The organism is Stenotrophomonas rhizophila, assembly GCF_000661955.1.
Taxonomy (GTDB): Bacteria; Pseudomonadota; Gammaproteobacteria; order Xanthomonadales; family Xanthomonadaceae; genus Stenotrophomonas; species Stenotrophomonas rhizophila.
This window is the reverse complement of record NZ_CP007597.1, coordinates 2,856,144-2,875,437: the sequence shown is the minus strand read 5'-3', so window position 1 is coordinate 2,875,437 and position 19,294 is coordinate 2,856,144. Positions and strand designations below refer to the sequence as shown.

The 19,294-nt window shown below is 67.9% G+C and carries 22 protein-coding genes; 19 read left to right on the top strand and 3 right to left on the bottom strand.

Translation table 11 applies throughout. The features are described 5' to 3' along the window. Window positions 1-31: 31 nt before the first annotated feature. From DX03_RS12395 to truD, 6 genes are all read left to right on the top strand, one after another. Complete coding sequence (locus tag DX03_RS12395; protein ID WP_081797235.1) at window positions 32-376, top strand: hypothetical protein; 345 nt, start codon at window positions 32-34, stop codon at window positions 374-376. A 128-nt stretch (window positions 377-504) separates the two neighbouring features. Continuing rightward, window positions 505-1,797, top strand: coding sequence for a phosphopyruvate hydratase (gene eno / locus DX03_RS12390; protein WP_038689162.1), 1,293 nt, complete (start codon window positions 505-507; stop codon window positions 1,795-1,797). A 4-nt stretch (window positions 1,798-1,801) separates the two neighbouring features. Next, on the top strand, window positions 1,802-2,149 hold the full coding sequence (ftsB, locus tag DX03_RS12385; RefSeq protein ID WP_038689160.1) for a cell division protein FtsB: 348 nt from the start codon (window positions 1,802-1,804) through the stop codon (window positions 2,147-2,149). Continuing rightward, window positions 2,146-2,844 (top strand): 2-C-methyl-D-erythritol 4-phosphate cytidylyltransferase, encoded by a 699-nt coding sequence (gene ispD / locus DX03_RS12380; protein WP_038689158.1) that lies wholly within the window; start codon window positions 2,146-2,148, stop codon window positions 2,842-2,844. Before ftsB ends, ispD begins: the two co-directional genes overlap by 4 nt. A gap of 35 nt (window positions 2,845-2,879) precedes the next feature. Further along, the gene (gene ispF, locus DX03_RS12375; RefSeq protein WP_038689156.1) at window positions 2,880-3,377 is read left to right on the top strand and encodes a 2-C-methyl-D-erythritol 2,4-cyclodiphosphate synthase; all 498 of its coding nucleotides are present in this window, start codon (window positions 2,880-2,882) and stop codon (window positions 3,375-3,377) included. Beyond that, a complete protein-coding gene (truD, locus tag DX03_RS12370; RefSeq protein WP_038689153.1) occupies window positions 3,374-4,411 on the top strand; it encodes a tRNA pseudouridine(13) synthase TruD in 1,038 nt (345 codons plus the stop codon). The genes ispF and truD overlap by 4 nt, the downstream gene beginning before the upstream one ends. Window positions 4,412-4,962: 551 nt before the next feature. On the opposite strand, the gene DX03_RS12365 is transcribed toward truD, so the two are convergent. Continuing rightward, window positions 4,963-5,502 (bottom strand): Smr/MutS family protein, encoded by a 540-nt coding sequence (locus DX03_RS12365; protein WP_038689151.1) that lies wholly within the window; start codon window positions 5,500-5,502, stop codon window positions 4,963-4,965. Between the two features lie 187 nt (window positions 5,503-5,689). Here DX03_RS12365 and surE point away from each other — a divergent pair, with 187 nt between their 5' ends. Genes surE through DX03_RS12345 form a run of 4 tightly spaced genes read left to right on the top strand, consistent with a single transcriptional unit; the run spans window position 5,690 to window position 8,556 of the window. Beyond that, complete coding sequence (gene surE, locus DX03_RS12360) at window positions 5,690-6,469, top strand: 5'/3'-nucleotidase SurE (RefSeq protein ID WP_038689150.1); 780 nt, start codon at window positions 5,690-5,692, stop codon at window positions 6,467-6,469. Continuing rightward, window positions 6,466-7,143 carry a protein-L-isoaspartate(D-aspartate) O-methyltransferase gene (locus DX03_RS12355; protein WP_038689147.1) on the top strand — a complete coding sequence of 226 codons (678 nt, stop codon included), beginning with the start codon at window positions 6,466-6,468 and terminating at the stop codon, window positions 7,141-7,143. The genes surE and DX03_RS12355 overlap by 4 nt, the downstream gene beginning before the upstream one ends. A 19-nt stretch (window positions 7,144-7,162) precedes the next feature. Continuing rightward, window positions 7,163-7,777 carry a YqaA family protein gene (locus DX03_RS12350; RefSeq protein WP_038689145.1) on the top strand — a complete coding sequence of 205 codons (615 nt, stop codon included), beginning with the start codon at window positions 7,163-7,165 and terminating at the stop codon, window positions 7,775-7,777. Beyond that, on the top strand, window positions 7,774-8,556 hold the full coding sequence (locus tag DX03_RS12345; protein WP_038689143.1) for a peptidoglycan DD-metalloendopeptidase family protein: 783 nt from the start codon (window positions 7,774-7,776) through the stop codon (window positions 8,554-8,556). Before DX03_RS12350 ends, DX03_RS12345 begins: the two co-directional genes overlap by 4 nt. A gap of 385 nt (window positions 8,557-8,941) precedes the next feature. Here the strand turns inward: DX03_RS12345 and DX03_RS12340 are convergent, their stop codons facing one another. After that, window positions 8,942-9,316, bottom strand: coding sequence for an Mth938-like domain-containing protein (locus DX03_RS12340; protein ID WP_038689141.1), 375 nt, complete (start codon window positions 9,314-9,316; stop codon window positions 8,942-8,944). A 13-nt stretch (window positions 9,317-9,329) separates the two neighbouring features. Continuing rightward, the gene (gene yhbY, locus DX03_RS12335; RefSeq protein ID WP_038689139.1) at window positions 9,330-9,635 is read right to left on the bottom strand and encodes a ribosome assembly RNA-binding protein YhbY; all 306 of its coding nucleotides are present in this window, start codon (window positions 9,633-9,635) and stop codon (window positions 9,330-9,332) included. A gap of 65 nt (window positions 9,636-9,700) precedes the next feature. Here yhbY and rlmE point away from each other — a divergent pair, with 65 nt between their 5' ends. The 9 genes from rlmE to ubiB all read left to right on the top strand — a co-directional run bounded on the left by rlmE (window position 9,701) and on the right by ubiB (window position 18,745). Further along, window positions 9,701-10,333: a 23S rRNA (uridine(2552)-2'-O)-methyltransferase RlmE gene (gene rlmE / locus DX03_RS12330; RefSeq protein WP_038689137.1), complete on the top strand. Its 633-nt coding sequence runs from the start codon at window positions 9,701-9,703 to the stop codon at window positions 10,331-10,333. A gap of 53 nt (window positions 10,334-10,386) precedes the next feature. Further along, complete coding sequence (gene ftsH / locus DX03_RS12325) at window positions 10,387-12,333, top strand: ATP-dependent zinc metalloprotease FtsH (protein ID WP_038689135.1); 1,947 nt, start codon at window positions 10,387-10,389, stop codon at window positions 12,331-12,333. A gap of 100 nt (window positions 12,334-12,433) precedes the next feature. Next, window positions 12,434-12,622 carry a hypothetical protein gene (locus tag DX03_RS12320; protein WP_038689133.1) on the top strand — a complete coding sequence of 63 codons (189 nt, stop codon included), beginning with the start codon at window positions 12,434-12,436 and terminating at the stop codon, window positions 12,620-12,622. Between the two features lie 70 nt (window positions 12,623-12,692). After that, complete coding sequence (gene folP / locus DX03_RS12315; protein WP_038689131.1) at window positions 12,693-13,592, top strand: dihydropteroate synthase; 900 nt, start codon at window positions 12,693-12,695, stop codon at window positions 13,590-13,592. Next, on the top strand, window positions 13,592-14,545 hold the full coding sequence (gene miaA, locus DX03_RS12310) for a tRNA (adenosine(37)-N6)-dimethylallyltransferase MiaA (RefSeq protein ID WP_038692327.1): 954 nt from the start codon (window positions 13,592-13,594) through the stop codon (window positions 14,543-14,545). The genes folP and miaA overlap by 1 nt, the downstream gene beginning before the upstream one ends. A 106-nt stretch (window positions 14,546-14,651) precedes the next feature. Beyond that, window positions 14,652-14,936, top strand: a complete 285-nt coding sequence (gene hfq, locus DX03_RS12305; protein ID WP_038689130.1) for an RNA chaperone Hfq — start codon at window positions 14,652-14,654, stop codon at window positions 14,934-14,936. Between the two features lie 26 nt (window positions 14,937-14,962). Then, complete coding sequence (hflX, locus tag DX03_RS12300) at window positions 14,963-16,273, top strand: ribosome rescue GTPase HflX (RefSeq protein WP_038689128.1); 1,311 nt, start codon at window positions 14,963-14,965, stop codon at window positions 16,271-16,273. Between the two features lie 265 nt (window positions 16,274-16,538). Further along, complete coding sequence (locus tag DX03_RS12295) at window positions 16,539-17,033, top strand: CinA family protein (protein WP_038689126.1); 495 nt, start codon at window positions 16,539-16,541, stop codon at window positions 17,031-17,033. 35 nt (window positions 17,034-17,068) lie between these two features. Beyond that, the gene (gene ubiB, locus DX03_RS12290) at window positions 17,069-18,745 is read left to right on the top strand and encodes a 2-polyprenylphenol 6-hydroxylase (protein ID WP_038689124.1); all 1,677 of its coding nucleotides are present in this window, start codon (window positions 17,069-17,071) and stop codon (window positions 18,743-18,745) included. The last annotated feature ends 549 nt before the right edge of the window (window positions 18,746-19,294 follow it).

The window sequence follows — 19,294 nt, the reverse complement described above, 5'->3', positions numbered from 1 at the left end:
TGCGCACCGGTCGCCCTGCCGGGCGGCCGGCATGAGCCCGGACACAATGGCGGCGCAGAACGTGCGCCGCCGCTGGCGCGCCTGGCCCTGGGGCTGGGCCGCGCTGCTGCTGTCGATCGGCGCCTGGGCCTGCACCTTCATGCTGGTGGTGCTGGTGATGACCAGCATGGGCATGCCGGGCGATGGCAGCCATGCCCTGCAAGGCGTCGCCCCGTACCTGTATTTCACCCTGGCGCTGGGCGTCGGCCTGCTGATGGGCGGCGTGGTCGCCAGCGTCCTGGCCATGCGCCTGCGCCGGCAACCGGCCGGGGGCGTGTGTGCGCTGGTGTTGACGGCGCTGCTGCTGGTGGCCCTGCTGGTACCGGCGCTGTTCTAGGCCGCTGTCGCCGCGGCCCGCCCGCACGCCGATTTGGCAAGCGGCAGGTGGATGGCGATAATCACGCGGCAGCTTTTTCAGCGCTCCTTTTTTGGCGTTTCCCCTTCCTGACTGGTAACCGGCCCACCATGACCACGATCCGCAGCATCCACGCCCGTGAAATCCTCGACAGCCGTGGCAACCCCACGCTGGAAGCCGATGTCATCCTCGAGGACGGTTCGTTCGGCCGCGCCGCGGTTCCGTCGGGCGCCTCGACCGGCAGCAAGGAAGCGGTGGAGCTGCGTGACGGCGACAAGACCCGTTACCTGGGCAAGGGCGTGCGCAACGCCGTGGCCAACGTCAACACCACCATCGCCAACGCGCTGAAGGGCTATGACGCGGCCGACCAGGAAGGCCTGGACCGTCGCCTGATCGACCTCGACGGCACCGAGAACAAGGGCCGCCTGGGCGCCAACGCGCTGCTGGCCGTGTCCATGGCCACCGCGCACGCCGCTGCCGCCGCCAACAAGCAGGCGCTCTGGCAGTACCTGGCCGCCAAGACCGGCGTGACCCCGTCGCTGCCGGTGCCGATGATGAACATCATCAACGGCGGCGCACATGCCGACAACAACGTCGACTTCCAGGAGTTCATGGTGCTGCCGGTCGGCTTCACCTCGTTCTCCGAAGCGCTGCGTGCCGGCACCGAAATCTTCCATTCGCTCAAGTCCGTGCTCAAGGGCCATGGCCTGAGCACCGCCGTGGGCGACGAAGGCGGCTTCGCGCCGGACTTCCGCAGCAACGTCGAAGCGCTGGATACCATCCTCGAAGCGATCGGCAAGGCCGGCTACACCGCCGGTGAAGACGTGATGCTGGGCCTGGACGTGGCGTCCACCGAGTTCTACGAAAACGGCAAGTACAACCTGGTGGGCGAGAACAAGCGCCTGACCTCCGAGCAGTTCGTCGACTTCCTGGCCGACTGGGCCGCGCAGTATCCGATCATCACCATCGAAGACGGCCTGGCCGAGAACGACTGGGCGGGCTGGAAGCTGCTCACCGACCGCATCGGCAGCAAGGTGCAGCTGGTCGGCGACGACCTGTTCGTGACCAACCCGAAGATCTTCAAGGAAGGCATCGCCTCGGGCACTGCCAACGCCATCCTGATCAAGGTCAACCAGATCGGCACCCTGACCGAGACCCTGGAAGCGATCGCCATGGCGGACGCGGCCAACTACGCGGCCGTGGTCTCGCACCGTTCGGGCGAAACCGAAGACACCACCATCGCCGACATCGCCGTGGCCACCACCGCCACCCAGATCAAGACCGGCTCGCTGTGCCGCAGCGACCGCGTGGCCAAGTACAACCAGCTGCTTCGCATCGAAGAAGCGCTGGGTGCGGGTGCGCGCTACGCCGGCCGTGATGCGTTCGTGTCGCTGAAGCGCTGATCCCATGCGCAACTGGCGTTGGATGTTGCTGCTGCTGGCGCTGTTGCTGGCGTGGCTGCAGTACCGTTTCTGGTTCGGCCCGGGCAATTCAGGTGAAGTGATGACCCTGGAAGCCCAGGTCGACAACCAGAAGCGCGACAACGCCGGTCTGCAACAGCGCAATGACGCGCTGGCCGCCGAGGTCAAGGACCTCAAGGAAGGCCAGGCCGCCATCGAAGAGCGGGCACGCAGCGAGCTGGGCATGATCAAGCCGGGCGAGAAGTTCTACCGCGTGGTGGAAGATGCTCCGGTTGCGCCCGCGCGCGCGCCGGTGGCCGTCGACCCTGACGCCCCGCACCAGGACGTGCCCTGATGGGTACGGTCTGGGCGGTGGTGCCCGCGGCCGGTCGCGGCACCCGCTTCGGCGGGGAAACCCCCAAGCAGTATCTGGTCGCGGGCGACCGGGTATTGCTTGCCCATACCCTGGAGGCCCTGCTGTCGCACCCGGTCGTGGCCGGGGTGATGGTGGTGGTCGCCGACGGCGACACCGACTGGCCCGGCTGGCAGTCGCTGGCCGACAAGCCGATCCTGACCTGCATCGGCGGTGCCACCCGCGCTGCCTCGGTGCTGGCGGGGCTGCAGGCCTTGCCCGACAGCGTGCGGGCCGATGATTTCGTGCTGGTGCATGACGCCGCACGACCCAACCTGGCGGCCGCCGACCTCGGCCGGCTGCTGGAAGTGGGACGCAATGACCCGGTCGGGGCGATCCTGGCCGCGCCGGTGCGCGACACCCTCAAGCGTGCCGGCGATGACGGCGGCATCGATGCCACCGAGCCGCGTGCCCGCCTGTGGCGCGCGCTGACCCCGCAGCTGTTCCGCCGCCACCAGCTGGCACGGGCCCTGCAGGAAGCAGCCGACGCCGGCGTGGAGGTCACTGACGACGCCATGGCGATGGAGCGGCAGGGGCTGCGCCCGTTGCTGGTGGAAGGCAGCGAGGACAACTTCAAGGTCACCACCCCGGCCGACCTGTCCCGATTCGAATTCGAGCTGGCGCGTCGCGGGTACTGAGTCCGCGCGCGTCGCCACAACTGCAGGTTTTTGCCATGAACACCGCACCATTCCCGCCGGTCCGCATCGGACAGGGCTACGACGTCCACGCCTTTGGCGAGGGCGACCACGTGATGCTGGGCGGTATCCGCGTGCCGCACAGCTGCGGCGTGCTGGCCCATAGCGACGGCGACGTGATCCTGCATGCGCTGTGCGATGCGATGCTGGGCGCGCTGTCGCTGGGCGACATCGGCGTGCACTTCCCGCCGACCGACATGCGCTGGAAGGGAGCCGACAGCGCGCACCTGCTCGACCATTGCAACGGTCTGCTGCGCGAACGCGGCTGGCAGGTCGGCAACACCGACATCACCGTGATCTGCGAGCGGCCCAAGGTGGGCCCGCACGCGGCGGCCATGCGCGAGCGCATCGCCAGCGTGCTCGGCGTGGCGCTGGACTGCGTGAGCGTGAAGGCCACCACCTCGGAGAAGCTGGGCTTCACCGGGCGCGGTGAAGGCATTGCCGCCCAGGCCGTCGTGCTGCTGGTGGCGCTGTGATCGCGCTGCCGCTGGCGTTCGGCGCGCCGCTGCTGACCGCGAAGATCCGCACCACCCCCGACGATTTCCAGGTGGACGAGCTGCCCGCGTTCGAGCCGAGCGGGGAGGGCGAGCACCTGCTGCTCACCCTCCGCAAGCGCGGCGCCAATACCGTGCACGTGGCCAAGGTGCTTGCACGCTGGGCCGGGCTGCCGGACATGGCGGTCAGCTACGCCGGCATGAAGGATCGCCATGCGGTCACCACCCAGCGCTTCAGCGTGCACCTGCCCAAGCGGATCGCGCCGGACCCGGCGCTGCTGGCCTCCGATGAAATCGAGGTGGTCGAATCCACGTGGCACAACCGCAAGCTGCAGCGCGGTGCGCTGGCCGGCAACCGCTTCAAGCTGGTGTTGCGTGACGTGCAGGGCGATGCGGCGGCGATTGACGAGCGGTTGTCGTTGATCGCTGCGCGCGGCCTGCCGAACTGGTTCGGCGAGCAGCGCTTCGGCCGCGATGGTGGCAACGTGCCGGCCGCGCTGGCGATGTTCGGCGGGCGCCGGATGCGCCCGGACCAGCGCTCGCTACTGCTGTCGGCGGCGCGTTCGGCGCTGTTCAACCAGGTGCTCGCCGAGCGCGTGGCGCAGGGCAACTGGGACGCCCCGCTGGACGGTGAGGTGTGGATGCTGGACGGCAGCCGCAGCGTGTTCGGCCCCGAGCCGTTCACCGACCTGCTGGCCGACCGCCTGGCGCGGTTCGACATCCATCCCAGCGGCCCGTTGTGGGGTGAAGGCGAGCTGCGCAGCAGTGAAGCGGCCGCGGCGCTGGAACTGGCCGCGGTCAGCGACGAGCAGTCGCTGGCGTTGCGCGCCGGGCTGGAAGGGGCGCGCCTGAAGCAGGAGCGCCGTGCGCTGCGCCTGCGCCCGGCGATGCTGCAGCACCAGTGGCTGCAGCCGGACGTGCTGGAACTGAGCTTCGCGCTGCCGCCGGGCTGCTATGCCACTGCAGTGCTGCACGAGCTTGGGCCGGTGGAAGACGCCAGCCAGCCAGGCGCCTGAACAACGCGCCGGAACGGAATGCAGCCGACCAACGGTCGGCCAGACCCACACCCAGGTAGAGCCGACCGTTGGTCGGCTTGGCGCGGTGCGCGGCTTCCCGGTATCGGAACGGAATGCAGCCGACCAACGGTCCGCCAGATCCGCGTCCGGTAGAGCCGACCGTTGGTCGGCTTCGCGCGGTGCCTGGTTCCCCGGTACCGGAACGAAATGCAGCCGACCAACGGTCGGCTCTACGCGCCAGATCCACGCGCCGGAACGGAATGCAGCCGACCAACGGTCGGCCAGATCCCCGCCCGGTAGAGCCGACCGTTGGTCGGCTTGGCGCGGTGCATGGCTCCCCGGTACCGGAACGAAATGCAGCCGACCAACGGTCGGCTCTACGCGCCAAATCCACGCGCCGGACCGAAATGCAGCCGACCCACGGTCCGCCAGATCCGCGTCCGGTAGAGCCGACCGTTGGTCGGCTTCGCGCGGTGCCTGGTTCCCCGGTATCGGAACGGAATGCAGCCGACCAACGGTCGGCTCTACCGATGTGCGCTGCGTGGCGGGCGTTATCGGTTGCTCAGCAGCACCAGCACCGCGCCGGTACCGCCTTGGCCGGCCGGCGCCGAATGGAAGGCCAGCACGTCGTTGCGCTGGCGCAGCAGGCGGTCGACCAGGTTCTTCAGCACCGGCGCGCCGCCGTCGGACTGCAGGCCCTTGCCGTGGATGATGCGCACGCAGCCATGCTCGTGCGCATGCGCTTCCAGCAGGAACTGGCGCAGCAGGGTTTCGGCCTGCGCCACCGTGGCGCCGTGCAGGTCCAGCTCGTCCTGCACCGAATACTGGCCACGCTTGAGCCGCTGGAACATGCGGGCGGGCAGGTTGTCGCGGCGGTAGCTGGCGGTGTCGCCGGCTTCCAGCGGGCTGCTGTCGCGCAGCAGCCGCGCGAACTCGCCGCGTGCCTCCTGGTCGTCGCGTTCGGCCATGCGCGCACGCGGCTTCGGCTTGGGCGTGGGCGGTGGCGCCGCCGCGGGCTTGCGCAGGGGTTTGACCTCGCCGATGGCCGAACGGAACAGCGCGGCGGGGTCTTCGTCTTCAGGATGTGACATGCGTACAGCGTAATGCCAGGCGAGGGCAGCTGCCTACGGTTTCCGGGGTAGGACGATCTGCCCGCTTGCGGCACAATAGCTGACGCACTTGCGCGGTCGACCCGCCCCATCTGGGGACGCGCCGGCCCCGCCAACGCTGGAAAGTGATGGAATCGAAGTCTTGAAAAATCAAGCGGTTAAATCGCAGATGCGGATCCTGGTCAGCAACGACGACGGTGTCGACGCCCCCGGTATCAAGATGCTTGCGTCGGTATTGCGTGACGCCGGTCATGAAGTGACGGTGTTCGCCCCGGACCGTGACCGCTCCGGTGCCAGCAATTCGCTCACCCTGGACCTGCCGATCCGGCTCAAGCGCATCGACCACTACACCTGTTCGGTGGCCGGCACCCCGACCGACTGCGTGCACCTGGCGCTGACCGGCGTGCTCGAATACGAGCCGGACATCGTGGTATCGGGCATCAACAACGCCGCCAACCTGGGCGATGACGTCATCTACTCCGGCACCGTGTCGGCGGCGATGGAAGGGCGGTTCCTGGGCCTGCCGGCGGTGGCCATGTCGCTGGTGACGCGCAACCACGAGCCGCGCAACTTCGAGACCGCCGCGCGCGCCGCGGTGGAGATCGTGACCCGGCTCAAGGCCGACCCGCTGCCTGCCGACACCATCCTCAACGTCAACGTGCCAGACCTGCCCTGGAGCGAGATCCGCGGCTTCGAGGTCACCCGCCTGGGCAACCGGCACCGTGCCGAAGGCTGCATCGCCCAGCGCGATCCGCGCGGCAACGAGGTGTTCTGGATCGGCCCGGCCGGGCGCGAACAGGACTCCGGCCCCGGCACCGATTTCCACGCGGTACGCAACGGCTTCATTTCGATCACCCCGATCCAGGTCGACCTCACCCGTTACCAGGCACTGGAGAAGGTGGCCAGTTGGGTAGGTGGGCTGACCGCCGCGCTGGACCAGCCCGCATGAGCCCGCGCCTGCGCCTGCAGCCCGAAGCGGTCGGCATCGGCATGACCTCCCAGCGCGTGCGCGACCGGCTGGTCGAGCGCCTGCGTGAGGCCGGCATCGCCGACGAAGACACGCTCAATGCCATCCGCGTGGTGCCCCGGCATCTGTTCATCGACGAAGCGCTGGCCTCGCGTGCCTACGAAGACACCGCGCTGCCGATCGGCCATGGCCAGACCATCTCCCAGCCGTGGGTAGTGGCCCGCATGACCGAAGCGGTGCTGAAATGCGCACCGAAGACCGTGCTGGAAGTCGGCACCGGCTCGGGTTACCAGGCCGCGGTGCTGGGCGCGGTAGGGCTGGAGGTCTACACCGTGGAGCGCATCGGCGACCTGCTGCGGCAGGCGCGCAAGCGCTTCCGGGCGCTGGGCATGAACATCCGCACCAAGCACGACGATGGCCGCGCCGGCTGGGCCGAGCACGGTCCGTTCGATGCAATCGTGGTGACCGCCGCGGCACCGGCGCTGGTGGATGCGCTGGTTGAACAGCTGGCCGTGGGCGGCCGCCTGGTGGCCCCGGTGGGTGGCCCCGGTGCGCAGTCGCTGGTGCAGTTGACCCGTCGCGATGACGGCAGCATTGAACAGCAGGTACTGGCGCCGGTCACGTTCGTGCCGTTGCTGTCTGGCATGCTGGATTGATTCCCAGGAGCGTTACGTCATGAAGATCTTTGGTCCGCTGTACGAGCGGGCGATGAAGTGGGCCGCGCACGAGCGCGCCCCGACCTATCTCACCGTGCTCAGCTTCATCGAGGCCATCATTTTCCCGGTGATGCCCGAGGTGATGCTGGCTCCGATGTGCGTGGCCCAGCCCAAGCGCGGCTGGTGGTTTGCCACCCTGAGCCTGTCCGGCTCGATGGCCGGTGCACTGGTCGGCTACGCGTTGGGGCATTACGCCTTTGAAGTGCTCAAGCCGGTGTTCGCCGCGCTGGGCATGTTGACCAGCATCGAGAGCGGCATCGCGGTGGTGCAGGCCAAGATGGCCGAGTCGCCGTGGGCGGTGTTCACCTTCCTGGTGCTGGGCGGCTTCATGCCGATCCCGATGAAGGTCTTCACATGGGCATCGGGTATCGTCGGCGTGCCGTTGCCGCAGTACTTCCTGAGCATGTTGATCGGCCGGGGCAAGCGCGTGTTCGTGCTGGCCGCGGTGATCCGTATTGGTGGACCGCGCGCGGAAGCTGCGCTGCGGCGTTGGATTGAACCGCTGGGCTGGATCGCGACCGTGCTGGTCGTGGCGCTGGTCGCCTGGCTTGTCTGGAGGTCGAAGTTCGCATGAGTGCTGATCGGTTGAACAAGGGAATGCGCGCCACGGCGCTGCTGCTGGCGGTGGCCACGCTGGGCGCGTGCGGTACCGCGACGGTGGTGAAGCCGGCTGGCGGCCGGGGCGGCACCGTGCACACCACGCCGCAGGCGTCGGTGGCCAAGCCGGGCCAGACCGCGGTGATCCGCAAGGGCGACACCCTGTATGCGCTGGCGCGCATCCACAACATTACCCCGCGCGATTTGGCCGCCTGGAACGGGCTGTCCGAGCCGTACACCATCTACCCGGGGCAGACCCTCAAGCTGTATCCGGGTGGCGGCGCGCCGGGTCGGGCACCGACCACGGTGGTGACCGCGCCGCGTCCCGGCACGACCACCCCGGTAGCCACGCCGACGCCGTCGCCGACCACCGCCATCAAGAGCAACATCAGCTGGCGCTGGCCGGCCGATGGGGCATTGGTGGGCAGGTTCGTGGGGGCTGACGTCACCAAGCAGGGCGTGGACATCGCCGGCAGCAGCGGCCAGCCGGTCCGCGCCACGGCGCAGGGCGTGGTGGTGTATTCCGGTGCCGGCCTGGTCGGCTTCGGTGAACTGATCATCATCAAGCACAGCGACCAGTGGCTGTCGGCCTATGGCCATAACCGCAAGCGCCTGGTCAACGAGGGCCAGAGCGTGAAGGCGGGTGAGCAGATTGCCGAGATGGGCCGTACCGGCACCACCCGCGACATGCTCCACTTCGAGATCCGTTACAACGGCAAGCCGGTCGACCCGCTGCTGTACCTGCCGCCGCGGTAATCAGGGCAGCCGACCAACGGTCGGCTCTACCGGGCATTCCGCGCAGCCGACCGACGGTCGGGTATACCGGGCATTCCGGGCAGCCGACCGACGGTCGGGTCTGCCGGGTATTCCGTGCAGCCGACCAACGGTCGGCTCTACCGGGTATTCCGCGTAGCCGACCGGCGGTCGGGTCTGCCGGGTGTTCCGTGTAGCCGACCAACGGTCGGCTCTACCGGGTATTCCGCGACCGGGTAGAGCGACGCCATGCGTCGCTGCGGGGTCGAACATGCAGGCCCTTCCGCACCCGCGTACCCACCCATGGGGTGGCTCAACGTCCGGGGCAGGGCCATAGGCACAAAAAAGGCCGCTCGCGGCGGCCTTTCCTGAACGAAAATCGCCGGTTTCAGCCGGTCAGGATGAACGCCGCCGCCACCTTGCGGCCTTCGCCGGCGAGGATGTTGAAGGTCCGGGCCGCTGCCGGGTTGTTCATCACTTCCAGGCCGATCCCACGGGTCAGGCAGGCGGCCATCACGGCGGCCGGCGGGAACACCTGGGTGTCGCCCGTGCCAAGGACCACCAGCGCCGGATTCAGCGCCAGCACCGGCTGCAGGTGCTCGGGGGTCAGTTCGGCGATATTGGCCACCGGCCACGCCTCGATCAGCGTCTCGGGGGTCAGCACGAAGCTGCTGGCCAGGGTGCGGTCATTCACCTTCGCGGTGCGGCCATCGGCGGCGCGCAGGGCGTAGGCGTAATCGGGCAGTTCGTGACTCAGTTGCATCGTGGGGTCCGGATCAGCCGCGCGGCAGCACGATCTGGCGCATTTCCTTGCTCGGGCGGTACAGCACGGCCACATGGCCGATGCGCTGCACCAGCGCGGCGCCAGAGGCGGTGGTCAGTTCGGCGATCATGGCGTCACGGGCATCGCGGTCTTCGGCGGCCACCTTCACCTTGATCAGTTCATGGCGTTCCAGAACTTCCTCCAGTTCGGCCAGGAAGGCCGGCGTGACCCCCTTGCCGCCGATCTGCAGCAGGGCTTTCAGATCATGGGCATGGCCGCGGAGGAAGCGGGTCTGGGCAGAGGTCAGGGCAATAGACATTCAGGAACAAGCGGTTAACTGGGGCGATCAGGGTATCATGACCACCCGTTCCGGCCCTATTACCAATGGTATCGCGCAGCAAGAGCAGTCAACGCTGGTTGAAAGAACACTTTTCCGACCCCTTCGTGAAGAAGGCGCAGGCAGAGGGCATGCGCTCGCGCGCCGCTTACAAGCTGGAGGAGCTGCTCGCGCGTGACCGGTTGCTGAAGCCGCACATGGTGGTGGTCGACCTGGGCGCGGCCCCCGGCGGCTGGTCCCAGCAGGTGCGCCGGCAGATCGGCGACACCGGCCGGGTGTTGGCCCTGGACATCCTGGAGATGCCGCCGCTGGCAGGCGTGGAGTTCCTTCACGGAGACTTCAGGGAGCAAACCGTCCTATCGGAGTTTGAAGCGATGCTGGGGGATCAGCCGGTAGACCTTGTTCTGTCGGATATGGCCCCCAATAAAAGTGGCATGGACGCGGTCGACCAGCCGCGGATGATGCACCTGGCGGAGTTGGCGTTGGAATTTGCCGACAACCATCTCAAGCCGGGTGGTGCGTTCCTGATCAAGCTGTTCCAGGGCGTGGGCTTTGACGACTACGTGCGCGAGATGCGCCGCCGGTACGACAAGGTCGCCATCCGCAAGCCGGAAGCGTCCCGCAAGCGCTCTCCCGAGGTGTATGCCTTGGGGCAGGGCAAACGCGCGCAGATCAAGTAAGCTCAACCATACGAATCGCGTCAGGAATTAGAGGAACACCGGAGCCAATGAGGATGAACGACTTGACCAAGAACCTCCTGCTATGGGTGGTCGTCGCCGTGGTGCTGATGGTGGTCTTCCAGAGCTTCTCGCCCAAGAGCAGCGGCGCGGGAGCCCAGGGCGCGACCTATTCGCAGTTCCTGGACCAGGTGGACAGCGGCAACGTACAGAAGGTCACCTTTGCCGGTGACGTGCGCGGCGGCACCAGCCAGCTTTCCTACACCACCCGTGGCGGCCAGTCGGCCACCATCACCGCGCCCTACGATCGTGACCTGATCAACGTGCTGCGCGGCAAGAACGTGGAAATCGTCCAGGAAGAGCCGTCCAGCGGCATCTCGCTGGGCGCCATCCTGATGAACTTCCTCCCGGTGATCCTGATCATCGGCTTCTGGTTGTTCATCATGCGGCAGATGCAGGGCGGCGGTGGCGGCTCCAAGGGCGCCATGTCCTTCGGCAAGTCGCGCGCCAAGCTGCAGGGCGAAGACCAGATCAAGGTCACCTTCGCCGACGTCGCCGGCTGCGACGAAGCCAAGGAAGAAGTCGGCGAACTGGTCGACTTCCTGCGCGACCCGACCAAGTTCACCAAGCTGGGCGGCAAGATCCCGCGCGGCGTGCTGATGGTCGGTCCGCCCGGTACCGGCAAGACCCTGCTTGCCCGCGCCATCGCCGGCGAGGCCAAGGTCCCGTTCTTCTCGATCTCCGGTTCGGATTTCGTGGAAATGTTCGTCGGCGTCGGCGCCAGCCGCGTCCGCGACATGTTCGAGCAGGCCAAGAAGCAGGCGCCGTGCATCATCTTCATCGACGAAATCGACGCCGTCGGCCGCCACCGTGGTGCCGGCCTGGGCGGCGGTCATGACGAGCGCGAGCAGACCCTGAACCAGCTGCTGGTCGAAATGGACGGCTTCGAGGGAGGCGAGGGCGTGATCGTCATCGCCGCCACCAACCGTCCCGACGTGCTGGATCCGGCGCTGCTGCGTCCGGGTCGCTTCGACCGCCAGGTCGTGGTGGGCCTGGCCGACGTGCGCGGCCGCGAGCAGATCCTCAAGGTGCACATGCGCAAGCTGCCGCTGGCCGACGACGTCGAGCCGATGGTGATCGCGCGCGGTACCCCCGGCTTCTCCGGTGCGGACCTGGCCAACCTGTGCAACGAGGCGGCGCTGTTCGCCGCGCGTGGTGGCGAGAAGGAAGTCCGCATGGACCACTTCGACCGTGCCCGCGACAAGATCCTGATGGGTGCCGAGCGCCGTTCGATGGCGATGAGCGAAGAAGAAAAGACGCTCACCGCCTACCACGAAGCCGGCCATGCCATCGTCGGCCGCCTGGTGCCCGAGCATGATCCGGTCTACAAGGTCACCATCATCCCGCGCGGTCGCGCGCTGGGCGTGACCATGTACCTGCCGGAAGGCGACAAGTACTCGATGAACCGCGTGGCGATCGAATCGCAGCTGTGCTCGCTGTACGGCGGCCGTGTGGCCGAAGAGCTGATCTTCGGTACCGACAAGGTCACCACCGGTGCCTCCAACGACATCGAGCGCGCCACCAAGATGGCCCGCAACATGGTCACCAAGTGGGGCCTGTCCGACGAGCTCGGTCCGATCGCCTACGGCGAGGAAGACGATGAAGTGTTCCTCGGTCGTTCGGTGACCCAGCACAAGAGCGTCTCCGACGACACCGCGCGCCGCATCGATGAAGTGGTGCGCAGCATCCTGGACAAGGCCTACGCCCGGACCACCGAGCTGCTGACCGCCAACCTCGACAAGCTGCACACCATGTCGCAGCTGCTGCTGCAGTACGAGACCATCGACGTGCCGCAGATCGATGCGGTCATGGAAGGTCGCGATCCGCCGCCGCCGATGGGCTGGGAAAAGTCCAACAAGGACGGTGGCAACGGCAGCAACAACGACAAGGGCGGCGACGCCCGTCCGGTGCCGCCGATCGCCGGTCCTGCCGAGCAGCTGTAAGCAGGCAGTGATGTGAATGACGAAGGCCGGGGCAACCCGGCCTTCGTCGTTTCCGCGCCATAATGGCGCCCTCGTTTTCGTCGTCCGTTCCGGAGCTGCCATGTCCATCCCGCCCCCGACCCCGGTGTCGCACACCGCCGAAATGGTGATCGCCACGGTGGTGGGCGTAGGCATCGGCCTGTTCCGCGACAACTTCCTGCTGGGCGCGGGCATCGGTATCGCGTTGGGCATCCTGCTGAGCATTGCCAAGACGCTGTACGTGGATCGCAAGCGCCGCCAGCAACGCTGAGCGAGGCGTCCCGGGCTGGTGGCGATGGGCCGGCGTAAACTACGCGCTGGCGTATTCCGTGGACCTGCCCATGTTCGACATTTCCCCCCAGCTCGATTGCGGCGGCCGCGTGCTGCGACTGGACCGCCCGCGCGTGATGGGCATCGTCAACGTCACCCCGGATTCGTTCTCCGACGGCGGCGCCCACGACACCGTGGAGGCGGCGGTCGCGCATGGCCTGCAGCTGGTGGCCGAGGGCGCCGACCTGCTGGACATCGGGGGCGAGTCCACCCGTCCCGGCAGTGCGCCGGTGCCGGTGGAGGAAGAGCTGCGCCGGGTGATCCCGGTGATCGAGCGGTTGGCGGCGGAAACCGCGGTGCCGATCAGCATCGACACCTTCAAGCCGGCGGTGATGCGTGCCGCCGTGGCCGCCGGCGCCGGCATGATCAATGACATCCATGCCTTGCGTCAGCCCGGTGCGCTGGACGCGGCCGCCGACCTCGGCGTGCCGGTGGTGCTGATGCACATGCAGGGCGAGCCGGGCAGCATGCAGGACACCCCGCACTACCACGACGTGGTGGCCGAGGTGCATCGCTTCCTGACCGAGCGCATGTTCCAGGCCGAGATGGCCGGCGTGGCCAAGAAGCACCTGGTCATCGACCTGGGCTTCGGCTTCGGCAAGACCACCGAACACAACATGACCTTGCTGGCACGCTCGGCGCGGTTCCTCGATCTCGGCGTGCCGATGCTGGCGGGCCTGTCGCGCAAGCGCAGCATCGGCGAGCTGACCGGCCGCGAGCAGCCGCGCGACCGCGTGGCCGGCTCGGTGGCCGCGCACCTGATTGCCGCCCAGCGCGGCGCGATGCTGCTGCGCGTGCACGACGTGGCTGCCACGGTCGACGCACTCAAGGTATGGGCGGCGGTGGACGCGGTGCCGATGCCGCGCGTGGACGCCGCCCCGGCGATGCCGCGCTGGCCGGACGACGCCTGATGGGCGCAGACCAGCGTCCGCTGGCGATCGCGGTGATGGGCCCGACCGCGTCGGGCAAGACCGCCACCGCGATCGCACTGGCCCAACAGCTGGGCGGCGAGATTGTCAGCGTCGATTCGGCGCTGGTCTATCGCGGCCTGGAGATCGGGTCGGCCAAGCCGGATGCGGCCGAGCGCGCGCAGGCCCCGCACCACCTGCTGGACCTGCGCGATCCGTGGCAGACCTATTCAGCGGCCGAGTTCGCCGCCGATGCCGCGCGCGCCGTCGCCGACATCGTCGCCCGTGGCCGCATGCCGATCCTGGCCGGCGGCACCGGGCTGTATTTCCGTGCGCTGCTGCAGGGGCTGTCGCCGATGCCACCGGCCGATCCCGACACCCGCGCGCGGATTGCCGAACAGGCCGCCGCCGAGGGCTGGGCGGCGCTGCACGCCGAACTGGCCGGCATCGACCCGGTGGCCGCGGCGCGCATTCACGCGACCGATCCCCAGCGCATCCAGCGTGCGCTGGAGGTGTACCGGCTGAGCGGCACCCCGATCAGCGAATGGCAGAAGCTGCCCGGCGTGGATCGCCTGCCGGTGCGTACCCTCAAACTGGTGCTGGCCCCGCGCGAGCGCAGCGTCCTGCATCAGCGCATCGAGACCCGCTTCGACGCCATGCTGGCCCACGGCTTCCTGGACGAGGTCCGCGCCCTGCGCGCCCTGCCGGAGATGACCCGGGTGGCGGCGCCGCTGGACCTGCCGGCCATCCGCGCGGTCGGTTATCGCCAGGCCTGGGAATTCCTGGACGGGCAGGGCAGTGCCAGCCAGTTCCGCGACCGGGGCATCCAGGCCACCCGCCAGCTGGCCAAGCGCCAGCTGACCTGGCTGCGCGGCGAGCTTGATGTGCGCTGGTTCGACCCCCATCTGGATAAGGCTTCCCTGGCAGACGCGGTGTCGACCTTCGTCGCACGCTGACTCCACGCCTTCTCCCCTCCGGCCCGTGTACCATCAAGGATTCCGGTGGGCGGCGGGGGCCGTGGAACTGCCGGAAGACCATAAAAACAATAATCAGGAGTTGGCAATGTCCAAGGGGCAATCGCTGCAGGACCCGTTTCTCAATGCACTTCGGCGCGAGCGCGTGCCGGTTTCGGTGTATCTGGTCAATGGCATCAAGCTGCAGGGAACGATTGAATCGTTCGATCAGTTCGTGGTGCTGCTGCGTAATACGGTGAGCCAGATGGTGTACAAGCACGCCATTTCGACCGTGGTACCGGCACGCAACGTGCGGGTCGGTCCGGGCGGCGGCTATGTGCAGTCCAATGAAGGTGGCGCCGACGGCGTCCAAGGTGAAGACGACGTTGAGTAATACGTTCGGTATTTTCGGAGAACTGCGTGTTTGACCGTTCCAAGCGAGGCGAACACGCACTCCTGATCCAGCCGCATTCCGGCCGGCTCGAAGACGATGTGCTTGAAGAGTTCACCGATCTGGCCCGCTCGGCAGGGGCCAGCATCGCGGCGACCGTGACCGCGCGCATCGATCGGCCCAATCCGTCGATCCTGATCGGCACCGGCAAGCTGGACGAGGTGAAAGCCGTGGCCGATGCCACCGGCGCCGACCTGATCCTGGTCAACCATGCGCTGTCGCCGGGGCAGGAACGCAACCTCGAACGCTTCCTGGAACGGCGCGTGATCGACCGTTCCGGGTTGATTCTGGACATCTTCGCCCAGCGTGCGCGCAGCCACGAAGGCAAACTGCAGGTCGAGCTGGCGCAGTTGCGCCACATGTCCACCCGGCTGATCCGCGGCTGGACCCATCTGGAGCGTCAGCGCGGCGGTTCCATCGGCCTGCGCGGCCCGGGTGAAACCCAGCTGGAAACCGACCGCCGCCTGCTCCAGAAGCGGGTCGAGCAGCTGCAGAAGAAGCTGGAAAAAGTGGAAGTGCAGCGCACCCAGATGCGCCGCGCACGCGTGCGCAGCGAGTTGCCGCGCGTGGCCCTGGTGGGCTACACCAATGCGGGCAAGTCGACGCTGTTCAATGCGCTGACCGGTGCCGAGGCGTATGCCGCCGACAAGCTGTTTGCCACCCTCGACCCGACCGTGCGCCGCATCATCGTGCCCGGTGGCAGCGTCGTGCTGGCCGACACCGTCGGCTTCGTGCGCGACCTGCCGCATGAGCTGGTGGCTGCGTTCCGCTCGACCCTGAGCGAAGCGCGCGAAGCCGATTTCCTGCTGCACATCGTCGATGCGGCCGATCCGCACCGCGAGGAGCGCATCGCCCAGGTCGACGAAGTACTGGCCGACGTCGGTGCAGGGGATCTGCCGCAGCTGCTGGTCTTCAACAAGATCGACCGCATCGACGGTGCCGACGTGCGTCACGACGCGCAGGACGGCATCCCCGATGAGGCGCGCCGTGAGCGGGTGTGGATTTCCGCGCGCGACGGGCTTGGCCTGCCGCTGCTGCAGTCCGTACTGGGCAAGCGACTGGGCCTGCAGCATGTCACCGGCGAACTGCGGCTGCCGCCCAGTGCTGGCCGGCTGCGCTCGCGCCTGCACCAGCTGGAAGTGGTGCGCAGCGAACAGGCCGACGAAGACGGCTGGCTGCTGGATGTCGACCTGCCCATCGCCGAGGCCGAGAAACTGGCGGCGGGCGAGGGCGGCGAACCGATCCGCGCCCTGCTGCCGGAAAAGCTGCCGGAGTGGTAACCCCGGCCGGCGCCCACGCCCCGTAGCGCCGGGCTCTGCCCGGCTGCCAGCACACCCGTAGCGCCGGGCTCTGCCCGGCTGTTCGTGATTCGTAGCGCCGGGCTCTGCCCGGCTGTTCGACACCTTCAAGCCGGGCAGAGCCCGGCTCTACATGCATCGGCCGCCCACGGGCACCGGTCGCGACACTGCGTCGCACGCCCCGCACACGACACCGCCGTCGATATCGGCTAAAACGGGGGCATTCGTCCCCCGTTCCAGGATCCCCATGCACGTCCCCACCGATGCCGAACTCGGCGTCCTCGCCCGTGATGTCGGCCAGCGCCTGCAGCAGGCTGCCCTGCAACTGGTCAGCGCCGAAAGCTGCAGCGGCGGCTGGATCGCCAAGGCGATGACCGACGTGGCCGGCTCGTCGGCGTTCTTCGATTGCGGCATGGTGGTCTACAGCTACGAGGCCAAGCAGCGGCTGCTCGGCGTGCGCGCACACACCCTGGAACAGTTCGGCGCGGTCAGCCGTGAAACCGTGGTGGAAATGGTCTCCGGCGCGTTGATCAATTCCGGCGCCGGCATGGCCGTGGCCGTGACCGGCATTGCCGGCCCCGGCGGCGGCAGCCCGGACAAACCGGTGGGCAGCGTCTGGATCGGCTGGAAGCAACGCGGCGGTTACGCCCGGGCGCAGCTGTTCCAGTTCGATGGCGACCGCGATGCCATCCGCCGCCAGACCGTGCAGCAGGCACTGACGGGAATTTTCGCCCCGGTGTGACATCCTGAGCGCGTGCGTCGACAGGAGCTGTACCGATGTGGGAAACGCTGGGCACCGTGCGCGACCTGGGGCGATTGCAGGAAATCGCCTCGGTCCTGATCCGCTATGGCTTTGGCGACCTGGTGCGCCGGATCGGCCTGGCCGACGTGCTGGAACGCGCCGGGCGCCTGCTGCACTGGAACGACACGGAGATGCTGCGCATGACAGCCCCGGTGCGGGTGCGTCGCGCAATGGAGGACCTGGGCCCCACCTTCGTCAAGCTCGGGCAGGTGCTGGCCACCCGCGTGGACCTGTTCCCGCCGGACTGGATCGCCGAATTCTCCGAACTGCAGAACGCCGTACCCGCGCTGCCCTACGCGCAGGTGCGCGAGCAGCTGGAAGCCGACCTGGGCGCGCCAGCCACCGAGGTATTCGCGTGGCTGGATGAAACCCCGATGGCGGCCGCCTCGCTGGCCCAGGCCCATCGCGCAACCCTGCACGATGGCACCGCGGTGGTGCTGAAGATCCGCCGACCCGGCATCCGCGAAGTGATCGAGGCCGACCTGCGCCTGCTGGCCCGGCTGGCCGAGATCGTCGAAGCGCGCCTGCCGGACCTGCAGCGCTACCGCCCGGCCGAAGTGGTGCAGCAGTTCCAGGTATCGCTGCGTCGCGAGCTGGATTTCGCTGCCGAATGCCGCAACGCCGAGCGTATCGCCCGCAACTTCCAGGGGCGCCAGGACATCCTGATACCCAACGTGCACTGGCAGTGGACCTGCGAAAGCCTCAACGTGCAGGACTTCGTGGATGGCATTCCCGGGCGCGACCTGGTCGGCGTCGACGCGGCCGGCCTGGACCGCGTGCAGCTGGCGCGGCGTGGCGCCCACATCGTGCTCAAGATGGTGCTGGAGGACGGGTGTTTCCATGCCGACCCGCACCCGGGCAACATCATTTACCTGCGCGACGGGCGGATCGGCGTGATCGATTTCGGCATGGTCGGCGCCATTTCCGAACAGCGTCGCTTCCAGGTCGCGCAGCTGCTGCACGGGCTGGTCAGCCAGGAGCCCGAAGCGGTGTCGGACGTGCTGCTGGACTGGGCCGGTGGCGTGGACGTTGACGAATCGCGGCTGCAGCAGGACATCAGCACCTTCGTCGACCAGTACCGTGGCGTGCCGCTCAAGGACCTGCACATGGGCCTGATGCTGGGCAACATCACCACGCTGCTGCGCCAGTACTCGCTGACCCTGCCGGCCGATCTGGCGCTGATGATCAAGACCTTCCTGACCCTGGAGGGCATGGGCCGCCAGCTCGACCCGCAGTTCGACATGGCCAGTGCGGCGCGGCCCTATCTGGAACGGGTGATGTGGCAGCGCTACGCCCCCGGCGCGGTGCTCAAACGCGGCAAGCGCAGCCTGGTCGGGGTGATGGACCTGCTCGGCGACCTGCCGCGCGACGTCCGCCGCCTGCTGCAGATGGCGCGCCGTGGGCGCCTGCAGCTGAAAGTAGAAACCACCGCGCTGCAAGGCTTCGGCGACCAGGTCAACCGCGCCGCCAACCGGCTGGTGATGGGCATCGTGACCGCCGCGCTGATCATCGGCTCCTCTATCGTCATGCACAGCGTAGGCGGCGTCTCCAGCCGCTGGCTGCTGGCGCTGGGCGTGGCCGGCTTCATCGGCGCGGGTTTCTGTGGCGTGTGGATACTGTTTTCGATCTGGCGCAGCGGCAAGAACCCCTAGGGTTCTTGCCGCTGGGATCCGAAGGATCCCGCAATCTGCCGCAAACGCGGCAGATTGCACGTAGAGCCGACCGTTGGTCGGCTGCTCTACCTGGCCGCCCTCATGAGCCTCCAGCTACGTCGCCGCCCTTCATTCGCCGGCCACGAACGCCTGATTGCGGCCACCGACCAACGGTCGGTGGCTACCGGTCCAGCCACCACAGATCAGGTTCGCCGCCCATACGCCGTTACCGCACGATCAGACACCGCCCGGTAGAGCCACCCCACGGGTGGCTGCTCTCCGTTTCGGGCGTCATGAATCCCTGACCCATGGGATTGCACACGCTAAACCCCGGAAACACAGTCGAAGCCGACAAAGATCCGCGCCGCCATGCATGGCCGCGCGTTCGCGCGGCCACCGACCAACGGTCGGCGGCTACCGGCTCAGCCAACACAGATCTGGTTCGCCCACACGCGCTTGCCGAAGGATCAGACACCGCCCGGTAGAGCCACCCCATGGGTGGCTGCTCTCCGTTTCGGCCGTCATGAACCTCTGATCCAAGAGATTGCA

Bases quoted from the DNA above. Each gene is read 5' to 3' on its own strand.
- DX03_RS12395 (WP_081797235.1), top strand. From the start codon at position 32: ATGAGCCCGGACACAATGGCGGCGCAGAACGTGCGCCGCCGCTGGCGC.
- eno (WP_038689162.1), top strand. From the start codon at position 505: ATGACCACGATCCGCAGCATCCACGCCCGTGAAATCCTCGACAGCCGT.
- ftsB (WP_038689160.1), top strand. From the start codon at position 1,802: ATGCGCAACTGGCGTTGGATGTTGCTGCTGCTGGCGCTGTTGCTGGCG.
- ispF (WP_038689156.1), top strand. From the start codon at position 2,880: ATGAACACCGCACCATTCCCGCCGGTCCGCATCGGACAGGGCTACGAC.
- DX03_RS12365 (WP_038689151.1), bottom strand. From the start codon at position 5,502: ATGTCACATCCTGAAGACGAAGACCCCGCCGCGCTGTTCCGTTCGGCC.
- surE (WP_038689150.1), top strand. From the start codon at position 5,690: ATGCGGATCCTGGTCAGCAACGACGACGGTGTCGACGCCCCCGGTATC.
- DX03_RS12355 (WP_038689147.1), top strand. From the start codon at position 6,466: ATGAGCCCGCGCCTGCGCCTGCAGCCCGAAGCGGTCGGCATCGGCATG.
- DX03_RS12350 (WP_038689145.1), top strand. From the start codon at position 7,163: ATGAAGATCTTTGGTCCGCTGTACGAGCGGGCGATGAAGTGGGCCGCG.
- DX03_RS12345 (WP_038689143.1), top strand. From the start codon at position 7,774: ATGAGTGCTGATCGGTTGAACAAGGGAATGCGCGCCACGGCGCTGCTG.
- DX03_RS12340 (WP_038689141.1), bottom strand. From the start codon at position 9,316: ATGCAACTGAGTCACGAACTGCCCGATTACGCCTACGCCCTGCGCGCC.
- yhbY (WP_038689139.1), bottom strand. From the start codon at position 9,635: ATGTCTATTGCCCTGACCTCTGCCCAGACCCGCTTCCTCCGCGGCCAT.
- rlmE (WP_038689137.1), top strand. From the start codon at position 9,701: ATGGTATCGCGCAGCAAGAGCAGTCAACGCTGGTTGAAAGAACACTTT.
- ftsH (WP_038689135.1), top strand. From the start codon at position 10,387: ATGAACGACTTGACCAAGAACCTCCTGCTATGGGTGGTCGTCGCCGTG.
- DX03_RS12320 (WP_038689133.1), top strand. From the start codon at position 12,434: ATGTCCATCCCGCCCCCGACCCCGGTGTCGCACACCGCCGAAATGGTG.
- folP (WP_038689131.1), top strand. From the start codon at position 12,693: ATGTTCGACATTTCCCCCCAGCTCGATTGCGGCGGCCGCGTGCTGCGA.
- miaA (WP_038692327.1), top strand. From the start codon at position 13,592: ATGGGCGCAGACCAGCGTCCGCTGGCGATCGCGGTGATGGGCCCGACC.
- hfq (WP_038689130.1), top strand. From the start codon at position 14,652: ATGTCCAAGGGGCAATCGCTGCAGGACCCGTTTCTCAATGCACTTCGG.
- DX03_RS12295 (WP_038689126.1), top strand. From the start codon at position 16,539: ATGCACGTCCCCACCGATGCCGAACTCGGCGTCCTCGCCCGTGATGTC.
- ubiB (WP_038689124.1), top strand. From the start codon at position 17,069: ATGTGGGAAACGCTGGGCACCGTGCGCGACCTGGGGCGATTGCAGGAA.